Origin of the sequence: Dietzia sp. SLG310A2-38A2 (assembly GCF_014145095.1) — a bacterium.
Classification (GTDB): Bacteria; Actinomycetota; Actinomycetes; order Mycobacteriales; family Mycobacteriaceae; genus Dietzia.
In genome coordinates this window covers 1-10864 of record NZ_JAALDX010000242.1, presented here as the reverse complement: position 1 = coordinate 10864, position 10864 = coordinate 1, and the positions used below count along the sequence as shown (strand labels likewise).

Genomic DNA, 10864 nt, shown 5'->3' with positions numbered 1-10864 from the left:
AGACCCTGCGGGCCGGAGCCGAGGCCGGTGCGCTGCACGGTATGGTCTCCGGCTCGGGCCCCACCTGCCTGTTCTTCTGCGCCGACCGCGAGCAGGCGATCGCAGTGGCCGCCGAGGTGAGCGAGACCGGCGTCGCGCGCGAGGTCCGACTCACCCGCGGCCCCGTCGCCGGCGCCCACGTCATAGACAACCCGCAACAGACACCGGAGCAGTAATGGCCCCCACCAATCTCATCAACCTCGAGCAGGGGTCGGTGTCCTTCGGGATCCGACAGGTGCTCGACGACGTCTCCCTGGGCGTCAACGCCGGCGACCGCATCGGCGTGGTCGGCCTCAACGGCGGCGGCAAGACCACGCTGCTCGAGATCCTCACCGGGGTGGCCGAGCCGGACACCGGACGGGTGTCGCGTGTGAGCGGCCTGCGTCTGGCCGTGGTCACCCAGCGGACCGAGTTGGCCGCCGACACGGTGGGCGAGTCCGTGCTCGGCGGACTGGGCGTGGCCACGCACGAGTGGGCGGGCGATGCGCGGATCCGCGCCGTGCTCGACGGGATCGGCATCCACGACCTGGGCCTGGACACCGCGGTGGATGACCTCTCCGGCGGCGAGCGGCGGAGGGTCTCACTCGCCGCAGCCCTGGTCCAGGACCTCGACCTGCTGGTCCTTGACGAGCCGACCAACCACCTCGACGTCGAGGGCGTGCAGTGGCTCGCCGATCACCTCCGTGCGCGGTCCTCCGCCCTCGTCGTGGTCACGCACGACCGGTGGTTCCTCGACACCGTCGCGACCCACACCTGGGAGGTGGTCGACGGCCGCGTCGAGCAGTTCGAGGGCGGGTACAACGACTGGGTCTTCGCCCGCGCCGAGCGGGACCGCCAGGCCGCGGCCTCCGAGTCCCGGCGGCAGAACCTCATGCGCAAGGAGCTCGCCTGGCTGCGTCGCGGAGCACCGGCCCGCACCTCAAAGCCGCGATACCGCATCGAGGCGGCCGAAGCGTTGATCAAGGACGTGCCGCCGCCCCGCGACTCGCTACGCCTGTCGAGCTTCGCTGCCCGGCGTCTGGGCAAGGTCGTGATCGAGCTCGAGGACGCGCGCCTCGACGCCCCCGACGGCCGCACTCTCGTCGAGGACCTGACCTGGCGCCTCGCCCCCGGCGAGCGCCTCGGCCTGGTGGGCGTCAACGGGTCCGGCAAGACCACGCTCCTGCGCGCGTTGGCGGGTGAGGCCGAGCTCGGGGCCGGGCGCCGCAAAGAGGGCAAGACCGTCCGCATCGGGTGGCTCAAGCAGGAACTCGACGACCTGCCGCTCGACCAGCGGGTACTCGAGGCGATCGAGGACGTGGCCGCCCGCGTGGCGTTCGGTGACATCGAGCTCAGCGCCTCCCAGTTGGCCGAACGCCTCGGCTTCACCCCTGCCCGCCAGCGCACGCCGGTCGGCGACCTCTCCGGCGGTGAGCGGCGGCGCCTGCAGCTCACGCGCGTCCTCATGGCCGAGCCCAACGTGCTGCTGCTCGACGAGCCCACCAACGACCTCGACATCGACACGCTCCGTCAGCTCGAGGACCTGCTCGACGGGTGGCCCGGCACGATGGTCGTGATCTCCCACGACCGCTACCTCGTCGAGCGCATCTGCGACTCGGTGTGGGCGCTGTTCGGCGACGGCGGGCTCACCAACCTGCCGCGGGGGATCGACGAGTACCTCGAGCGCCGCAAGCGCGCAGGAGCCGCGGGCGACTCGGGCAAGGTACTGCGCGAGCCCGCCGGTGCGGGCTCCGGCTCGGGCTCTGTCTCGGGCTCGGGCGCTGGTTCGGCATCTCCCGCGACTGCCGGCTCCGGCGGTTCCGGTCTCAGCTCGAGCGACGAGCGGGCGCTGCGCAAGGAGATGTCCAAGATCGAGCGCCAGATGCTCAAACTCGACCAGCGGCAGGCCACCCTCCACGAGGCCCTCACCGCCGCGGCAGGGGAGGCGCTCGACACCGAGAAGCTCGCCTCCCTCGACCGCGACCTCAAGGACGTGAGCGCGGAGAAGGAACAGCTCGAGGAGCGCTGGATGGAGCTCGGCGAACAGGTCGAGGGCTGACCCACCCGCCGGCGCGATAGCGGTGTGTACGTCGAACTTGGTCGTCTCTGCTGCGGTGAATCGAGCGTTTCGCCGCGCTGGGCACGACCAGAACGCGGGCGGAACACATGATGCCAGGACCGAGCGGCGCAGTTCGTTGTGGATGCTCGACGTCCTCATCCACAGGGGACGCTGGGGGCGGGCGTGAACGGTCACTGCGGGCGATGATCCTGAGGTGTCTCTTCCCCATCCTTCTGAACCGTTTATCGGTAGTGCGGCGGTCTTGGCAGGCCAGCTGTCCGGCCATCAGCTCAGGTCAGGACATCGTCGTCTGTTTCCCGACGTGTACCTCGCCATCGAAGCGCCCGCCACATCGGATGTAGTGGTCCGCGGCGCAGCGCTATGGGCACCCGCTGGAGCCGTGATCGGTGGTCTCGCGGCGGCACTGGTCCACCGGGAGCGTTGGTACGCGCCAGCTGCGGTCGAGAGAGAAGTCGACATCTACGCGGTCGGAACAGCACCTGCTCCGGGCCGTGTGCGGCTGCGTCGCCTCCGGCGTGCTCTGCCGGCGGGACAGGTGGAAGCGATCGGTGGACTCCGTGTGACCTCCGCTGCACGGACGGCCATCGACGTAGCGAGGTGGGAGGTCAACGACGATACCGCCATCGCGAAGATCGACGCCGTGTGCAATCGATCCCGGATCGCCGTCGGCGAGGTGAGTGCACTCGCAAGGGACCTGCGAGGGCTGCACGGTCTGAAGAGGGTGCGGAGCCTTCTCCAGTGGTGTGACCAGCGAGCGGATTCGCCGCCGGAGACCAGGCTTCGGCTGCTGATCGTCCGGTCGGACCTGCCCGACCCGACTCCGCAGGTCGAGATCCACAACGAGTACGGGGTGAAGGTCGCTACTGCGGATCTGGCGTACGAAGTCGAGAAGGTGGCGGTGTTCTACGACGGGGACGTCCATCGAGGCAGGTCTACCTGGGAGTACGACGCGCGGGTCAACGCCGAACTCTCGGAGCTCGGCTGGCAGGTGATCCGGGTGACCGGTTCGATGCTCCGGAATCCACGGGCGGTACTCCGCCAGATCGGTGCGGCCCTCGAGCGCGGCCGCGCGCATGTATGACCGCGACGCGCGACCACATGACCCGGATCTTGGTCGTGCCCACTGCGATAAAACTGCGTTGTGGCGACAAGGGACACCACCAAATGCGTTGGGCGGGGGCGCACCGGGGTGGGGGCGCACCGGGGTGGGGGCGCGCCTCAAAGGGATGTGCTGACGCCGAGAGAGTCAGCGGGAGACTGCGAGAGCCAACCGGGGGAGTGGTGAAGGTCAGCAGGGCGCGGAGGTGTGGGCGAGAATGGCGGAGAGCAGCGCGTCGGCATCGGTGAGGTGCGGCAGGACGGAGCGGGCACCGGCTGATCGCAGCTCGTCAGCGGAGACCCGACCGGTGGCGATGGCGACGCAGCGGACCCCCGCGTCGAGTGCGCCGCGGACATCGTGGACGTGGTCACCGATCACCACCGCGTGGTCAGCGGACACGTCGAGCCCGCGGCCGCGGGCCGTGGTGAGTGCACCGCGGACGAGGTCGGCGCGGTCGGCGTGGTGATCGCCGAAGGCCCCTAATCGCGGATCGGGAAGCCCGTCGAACCCGCACAACCGGAGCTTGAGCAAGGCCGTCCGTCGCATGTTGCCAGTGACGATCCCCTGGTGCAGCCCGTCGACCGAGGCGAGGGCTGCCACGGCGTCGTGCGCGCCCGGAAGAGCGCCACCTCCCGCGTCGAGTAGATCTTGCCCGTGGGCCTCGCACCGCTCGGCGACGGCGTGGAGCAGCGTGGTGACGAGGTCCTCGCGGGGTTCGATCCCGTTCCTCTCCAACAGCTCTGTGCAGATCGCGCGGTCGGTCCGCCCGGCGAAGGAGACGTCCATGACGGGCTCGCGGCCCACCATCTCGGCGAGCGCGGGGGCGATCATCCGCGAGCCGAACCCGGCGGGGTCGAGCAGCGTGAGGTCGAGGTCCCAGAGGACGAGCAGGGCGCTCACGTCCGCGGCGCCGATACCACCGTGTCGAGCACCGCGGTGGGACAGACGCGCAGGTCTGCGCTGCGCCGGGGGCGGGGGAGTGGTCTCACGGGGACCAGTATCGCGCACCCGACCACCGGACGATGACGGGACGACGACGGCGACGGCTGGGAATCCCCATGCGGACGAGTTCCGTCGCCACCGGGCGAAAGGCGCACCGGCCGCCGTAGGATCGGTGCCCATGAGCGGCAAGAAGGACGACAAGAAGGCCACCTCGAGCGGGAAGAACGCGTCCTCGAAAAGCGGCGGCAAGAACGGGTCGAAGAAGAAGGAGCTCCCCAGCGGCTTGGAGAAGCTCCCCAAGAAGCCCTACGAAGCCGAACTCGAGCGGTTGCAGGCCGAGCTCGTGGAGATGCAGGCCTGGCTCAAGGAGACCGGGAACCGGCTCGTGGTGGTGTTCGAGGGCCGTGACGCCGCCGGCAAGGGGTCGGCGATCAAGCGCATCACTCAGTACCTCAACCCGCGGCACGCCCGCGTGGTCGCGCTGCCCGCCCCGACCGAGGTGCACAAGACGCAGTGGTACTTCCAGCGCTACATCGAGCATCTTCCCGCAGCCGGCGAGATCGTGATCTTCGACCGCTCCTGGTACAACCGGGCCGGCGTGGAGCGCGTGATGGGCTTCTGCACCACGGACGAGTACCGCCGATTCCTGCACCAGGCACCGATCTTCGAGCGCCTGCTCGTGGAGGACGGGATCATGCTGCGCAAGTACTGGTTCTCCGTGTCCGACGAGGAGCAGGAGCGCCGCTTCCGCTCGCGGCACGACGACCCCATGCGCCGGTGGAAGCTCTCGCCGATGGACCTCGAGTCCATCAACCGGTGGGAGGCCTACAGCCGTGCCAAGGACGAGATGTTCATCCACACCGACATCCCCGAGGCGCCCTGGTACACGGTCGAGTCGGAGGACAAGAAGCGGTCGCGGATCAACGTGATCTCGCACCTGCTCTCCACCGTCCCGTGGGAGAAGCTGGAGCCGCCGACGTTCGAGATCCCGGAACGACCCGAGGGCGCCAGCTACGAGCGGCCACCGCGCGAGGAGTTCAAGTACGTCCCGGACGTGGCATCGGAGCTGCTCTGACCGGAGGCGCGGCGCGTTCGGTGGAGGCGGGGCGCGGTCGGCGACAGGAGGCCTGGCAGGGCGGCGGGGGCGACCTAGGTAGGAATTCCTAGTATCCCGGCGACGGTCACGGGCCGGCCTGACACACTGGGGGCATGAGCGAATTCGTCACCACCCGGCGAGAAGGCCGGATGCAGCACATCGTCCTGGACCGCCCCAAGGCACTGAACTCCCTCGACCTGCCCATGTGCCGGGCCCTGCACTCCGCCCTGGACGCCGCCTCGCAGGACTCGGGCGTGGAGGCCGTGGTCACCACGAGTACCTCCGAGAAGGCGTTCTGCGCGGGCGGCGACATCCGCGCACTGCGCGACGCCGCGGCCGCCGGCGAGCACCAGACCAACCGGGAGTTCTTCTCCGAGGAGTACGCGATGGACCTCGCGTACCACACGCACCGCGTGCCCACCGTCGCCGTGATCCACGGCGTCGCGATGGGCGGCGGACTCGGGATCTCCATCAACGGTTCGCACCGCGTGGTCACCAAGAAGGTCATGATGGCGATGCCGGAGACGGCGATCGGGTTCATCCCCGACGTCGGTGCCAGCCACTTCCTGCCCCGCTTGTGCGGCGGCGGTACCCGAGGCCTCGCGGTGGGGACCTACCTCGGTACCACCGGGGTCCGGATGAATTCCGCCGACGCGCTCTACACGGGGCTGGCGACCCACCTGATCGACGACTCAGACCGCGACGACTTCGTCACCGCTATCGCGTCCGATGGCCTTGACGCCGCCCTGGCGCGCTACGGGCTCGATCGCTCGACGGCGGGGGAGTCCGCCGTCGAGCAGCACATCGACCGGATCGAGGACGTCTTCTCCCGCGGGACCGTGCAGGAGATGGTCGCGGCCCTTCAGTCCGGTGTGCAGGACGAGTGGGCCACCGCGACCCTCGAGATGCTGCGGTCGCACTGCCCGACGTCCGTCATCGCCACCATCGAGTTGCTCCGCGCCGGGGCGGCCGCGGCTGACCTGCGCGAGTGCCTGGATAACGAGTTGGCGCTGGGCGGATGGATCACCGCTCGCCCGGACTTCGTCGAAGGTGTGCGGGCCGTGGTGATCGACAAGGACCGCAATCCCACCTGGGATCCGGCCGACCTCGACGACGTTCACGTGGACGCCATCCGTTCGGCGCTGACCGTGGGCTGACAGGGTCTACTCTGATCCGCGTCCAGCGCACGGGGCGCGGGTCGAGGAGGGGCCATGACCACCACCGGTGACGGCGTGCGCGAACCCGATGTGCTCGCCCCGCACGAGGAGCCCAAGGGCTGGGGGATCGCCGGCGTCACCGTGGTGTCGCTGGCCGCCGCATTCGTCGTGATCTGGGGGATATCCCAGCACGCGAACATGGTCATGCCCGCCTTCCTCGCCCTCAACCTGGTGATTGCCGCACAGCCGCTGCAACGGCTGCTCGAGCGCGCCGGCCTGCCGAGGTGGGGCGGGATGATCATCGTCCTGCTGGTGCTCTATCTCCTGCTGGCCGCTCTGGTCGGGATGCTCGTGTGGGCGCTGTGGATCGCCGCCGAGGAGATCCCGCAATACCAGGACAAGTTCGTGGAGCTCTATGGCCAGATGATCGAATTCCTCGGCCGGTTCGGGGTGAGTGAGGACCAGGTCTCCTCGAGCCTGGCAGGTGTGGACCCCGGCACGATCATCGGCACCGTCCAGAACGTGGCGGGGCAGTTGTCCTCGGCGGGCGGCCAGCTCACCGTCCTGGTGATCGCGCTGACCTTCCTTGTGTTCGACATCCCGGGCATCACCCGTCGTCGGGCCGCGATCGCCCGCCAGCGGCCCCGGCTAGCGGATGCCCTCAGCTCCTTCACCCACGGCATCAAGTCATACTGGATCGTCTCGACGATCTTCGGACTCATCGTGGCGGTCGTCGACGTGGTGGCGCTGATGATCATCGGGGTACCGCTGGCAATGGTGTGGGGCGTCCTGGCCTTTGTCACCAACTACATCCCCAACATCGGCTTCGTCCTGGGCCTCGTGCCACCCGCGCTGTTCGCGCTCCTGACCGGAGGACCGGTCGACGCCATCTGGGTGGTGGTGATCTACAGCGTGGTCAACCTGGTGATCCAGAGCTTCATCCAGCCCAAGTTCACGGGCGACGCCGTGGGGCTCACCCCCACCGTCACCTTCCTCTCGCTGGTCTTCTGGGCGTCCGTGGCCGGCGCTCTGGGCGCGATCCTGGCCGTGCCACTGACTCTCGCGGTCAAGGCCTTCCTCGTGGACGCCGACCCTCGGATGACGTGGTTCTCCATGTTCATGACCACCCCCGACGCCGATGCCAAACGCGACAGGCGGCGTGCCGGGAAACTGCCGGCCCCGGGCTGACCCGCGCCACTGGACGTGCGCCGGGCTGACCCGCGCCGCTGGACGTGCGCCGGGCTGGGTGTCGGGCTGGGTGTGGGGGTGAGCGCCGTGTTGTCAGACCGAAGGGCCCGGAGAGCTCAGATCCCGGGCTCGCCGGGTGCTGCGGGGTCACCGGGTGCTGCGGAGTCACCGGGTTCGTCCTCGGCGGGCGCGCGGGTGAACGTACCGAGACCGTTGCCGTCCAGCAGCTCGACGGTGACCTCGTCGTCGTCGAATGTCACGGACCCCCGCGATCCCGGCGGCCAGTTCTCGCTCCGCGGCTCGATGGCGAACGTGTCTCCGTCCCAGTGCTCGAGTGGCCAGGCCGCGGCCCCGCGGCCGACGGTCATCTCCAGCGCGTCCTCCGACTCCCGGACCTCGATGGTCCCGAAGTAGTCGTTGCGGTAGGTACCGACCAGCTCGGCCGGGTCCCGCGGTGGCGCCGGGTCGGAGGGCCGACGCGCGTCCACCAGGTCACCGACGGGATCGAGCAGCGGCGCGAACGCCCCGCCGAACAGGTCCCGCCAGTCCAGCGTGGGGTCGCCGTACTGGGCGTAGTCGGCGAACCGGGCGTTGATCGTCTCCGCCACCCCGCTCGGCGAGGCGTTGGTCACCGTGATGATCCCCAGGTCGAGCGAGGGCAGCATGAGCATCGCCGTACCCGCCCCGAGCGCGAACGCACCGGAATGGCTCCACTGGACCCGGCCCGAGGAACTGGTACCGATGTTGAACCCGTAGCCGTAGGAGCCGGAGCGGTCCGCGGCGGCCCGCGGCGGCGAGGAGACGATCTGCGGGGTGAGGGCCTCGCGCAGCGCCTCGACGGGGACGACCTGGGAGCCATCAGGCCCCTTGCCGTCGTCCAACACCATCGCCATCCAGGCGGCCATGTCGGTCACCGACGAACTCAGGCCACCCGCCGGGGCCTGGGCGTCGGGGTCGCGCTGGGGATCGGCCGGCACCCAGTCGCCGTTCGAGTCGCCCTCGGCGGCAGTGTCGGCGGAGTCGGCGGCGTCGGCGCGGACGTGACCGACCGCCCGGTTGTCCCGCTCGAGCAGCTCGTCGTGGGAGAAGGAGGTGTCGGTCATGCCGAGCGGGTCGAAGATCCGCTCGCGACCCAGCTCGTCCCAGGGCGTCCCCGCCGCGACCGCCACCGCCTCGGCGCCGGCCGTCAGCCCGAAGTTGGTGTACGCGTACGAGGCCCGGAACGGCGTGAGCGGGAGGTGGCGCAGTCCGTGCAGGACCGCGGGTCGGTCGTACCCCAGGTCCTCGAGGTCGTCACCCGCGTGCTCGGGCAGTCCGGAGCGGTGCGCGAAGACGTCGCCGACGGTCACGAGTGGGGACAGCTGGGGATCTGAGAGCTCGAACCACGGCAGGTACTCGCTGACGGGAGTGGTCCAGTCGACCTCGCCGTTGCCGCTCTCCGCTGCCACCACCGTGGCGCTGACCGACTTGGAGATCGACGCCAGCGGGAAGACGGTCCGCGCGTCCACCTCGGTGCCCGTGCTCGTGTCCCGGACGCCGAACCCCTCCGCGAGGACCACCTCGCCGTCGTGCACCACGGCCACGGCCGCGCCCGGGATACCGGAGGCGTCCAGTTCCTCCTCGACGATCCCGGTGACCTTGCCGACCGCGTAGTCGATCCGGTCCTCGTTCACCTCGAGACCCGAGTAGGCGGCCGGACTCTCGTCAGGGCCGGGTGTCGCCACCGGGGTCCCGCACGCCGAACCGAGGAGCGCGACGGCTGCGCACACGCTGGCAAGGCCCAGAGTTCGACGGCGCCCGGTGGCCGAATCGGTGGTCATCCGCCCAGCTTAGACCGCCGGATGCACCCCGGAGGCGCGTGTCGAACCAAACCCGGCGACTCGGTCCCGGTGCCGGGCGATCAGGTCGCGATACCAGTACCAGGAGTCCTTGCGGGTCCGTGTCAGGGTGCTGTGGTCCACGTGGACCAGGCCGAAGCGTTCGGCGTACCCGGCGGCCCACTCGAAGTTGTCCATCGCCGACCACACGTAGTATCCGTCGACGTCCACGCCGGCGTCGATTGAGTCCGCCACGGCCGCCAGGTGCGCGCGCAGGTAGTCGATCCGACGCTCGTCGTGGACCGCGCCGTCCGCTCCGGGGCCGTCGTGGTCCGAGCACCCGTTCTCGGTGACCGTCACCGGCGGCAGCCCCGGGTACCGCTGGTGGAGCGCCACGAGGATGTCGGTGAGGCCTGACGGCACGACGGGCCAGTCGAAGTCGGTCCGCTCGACTCCCTCGATCCGCACCGGGCGGAACGGCATGTCCTCGGGGAAGTCCACCTCGAGGACCCCGGAGTAGTCCGTGTTCTCGCGGGGGGCTTCGATCACCGTGGGTTCGTAATAGTTGACGCCGTAGAGGTCGAGGGGGCGCGAGATGACGACGAGGTCCTGCTCGAGCTGGTCGGCGGTCAGGCCCGCGGTGGTCATGACGAGCTCGGCCACCCAGTCTTCCGGGTAGGCGCCCCGGAGGAGGGGATCGGAGAACAGCCAGTTGGTCAGGATGCGGAACATCCCGGCGGCCTCGACGTCCTCTGGGGAGTCGGTGGCCGCGATGACGGGGAAGTGCTGTTGGACCACCCCGACCTCGTGGTGGGGGCCCGCGGCCCGGATCGCTCCGACCGCCAGGCCGTGCGCGCGGAGCAGGTTGTGGGCCACGGGCAGGCAGTCCAGTCCCATCCCGAGCGCCGGCGCGTGATCGGTGAGCCCGTGGCCGTAGAGGGTGTGGACGTTCATCTCGTTGAGCGTGAGCCACCGGGTGACCCGGTCGCCGAGGGCGTCGACCACCACTGCGGTGTAGTCGGCCAGGGCCTGCGAGGTGTCCCGGCTCAGCCAACCGCCCTCGTCCTGCAGGGCCTGCGGCAGGTCCCAGTGGTAGAGGGTGGGCACCGGGCGGATGCCGGCCGCCAGGAGGTCGTCGACGAGCCGTGAGTAGAAGTCCAGGCCGGGTCGGTTGATCTCTCCGCGTCCCGTGGGCAGGACCCGCGACCAGGAGATCGAGAAGCGGTAGTCGTCGACGCCCAGGGCGGCCAGGTCGCTGACGTCCTCGGCGTGTCGGTGATAGTGATCGCACGCCACGGCCGGGGTGTCGCCTCCGCGGATGCGGCCGGGCTGGGCGGCGAAGGTGTCCCAGATGCTCGGACCGCGACCGTCGGCGTCGGCCCCGCCCTCGATCTGGGCGGCGGCGGTCGCGGTGCCCAGGCGGAATCCGGGGGGCAGGATCGGGTCTCGGGTGGACAAGGCGGAGGT

General features: G+C 69.9%; 8 protein-coding genes and 1 pseudogene. 6 read left to right on the top strand and 3 right to left on the bottom strand.

All coding sequences use genetic code 11. The annotated features are described in order from the left end of the window. From G6027_RS09025 to G6027_RS19485, 3 genes and pseudogenes are all read left to right on the top strand, one after another. A pseudogene (locus tag G6027_RS09025) lies at window positions 1-215 on the top strand (4-(cytidine 5'-diphospho)-2-C-methyl-D-erythritol kinase); the annotation flags it as partial. After that, window positions 215-2077, top strand: a complete 1863-nt coding sequence (locus G6027_RS09020; RefSeq protein ID WP_182636879.1) for an ABC-F family ATP-binding cassette domain-containing protein — start codon at window positions 215-217, stop codon at window positions 2075-2077. The pseudogene G6027_RS09025 and the gene G6027_RS09020, both read left to right, overlap by 1 nt. Window positions 2078-2657: 580 nt before the next feature. Further along, window positions 2658-3179 carry a DUF559 domain-containing protein gene (locus G6027_RS19485; RefSeq protein WP_182636878.1) on the top strand — a complete coding sequence of 174 codons (522 nt, stop codon included), beginning with the start codon at window positions 2658-2660 and terminating at the stop codon, window positions 3177-3179. A gap of 207 nt (window positions 3180-3386) precedes the next feature. Here G6027_RS19485 and G6027_RS09010 read toward each other — a convergent pair whose 3' ends face one another. Beyond that, window positions 3387-4097 carry an HAD hydrolase-like protein gene (locus G6027_RS09010; protein ID WP_182636877.1) on the bottom strand — a complete coding sequence of 237 codons (711 nt, stop codon included), beginning with the start codon at window positions 4095-4097 and terminating at the stop codon, window positions 3387-3389. Between the two features lie 220 nt (window positions 4098-4317). Between G6027_RS09010 and ppk2 the strand changes: the two genes are divergently transcribed. From ppk2 to G6027_RS08995, 3 genes are all read left to right on the top strand, one after another. Beyond that, complete coding sequence (ppk2, locus tag G6027_RS09005; protein WP_241726974.1) at window positions 4318-5214, top strand: polyphosphate kinase 2; 897 nt, start codon at window positions 4318-4320, stop codon at window positions 5212-5214. Window positions 5215-5348: 134 nt separating this feature from the next. Then, a complete protein-coding gene (locus G6027_RS09000; RefSeq protein ID WP_182636876.1) occupies window positions 5349-6392 on the top strand; it encodes an enoyl-CoA hydratase/isomerase family protein in 1044 nt (347 codons plus the stop codon). 54 nt (window positions 6393-6446) lie between these two features. After that, window positions 6447-7580: an AI-2E family transporter gene (locus G6027_RS08995; protein ID WP_182636875.1), complete on the top strand. Its 1134-nt coding sequence runs from the start codon at window positions 6447-6449 to the stop codon at window positions 7578-7580. A 116-nt stretch (window positions 7581-7696) separates the two neighbouring features. Here the strand turns inward: G6027_RS08995 and G6027_RS08990 are convergent, their stop codons facing one another. Both G6027_RS08990 and G6027_RS08985 read right to left on the bottom strand, forming a co-directional pair. Continuing rightward, complete coding sequence (locus G6027_RS08990; protein WP_182636874.1) at window positions 7697-9400, bottom strand: serine hydrolase; 1704 nt, start codon at window positions 9398-9400, stop codon at window positions 7697-7699. Between the two features lie 9 nt (window positions 9401-9409). After that, entirely contained in the window at window positions 9410-10855 is a 1446-nt protein-coding gene (locus tag G6027_RS08985) for a GH1 family beta-glucosidase (RefSeq protein WP_182636880.1), read from the bottom strand. Between the last annotated feature and the right edge of the window lie 9 nt (window positions 10856-10864).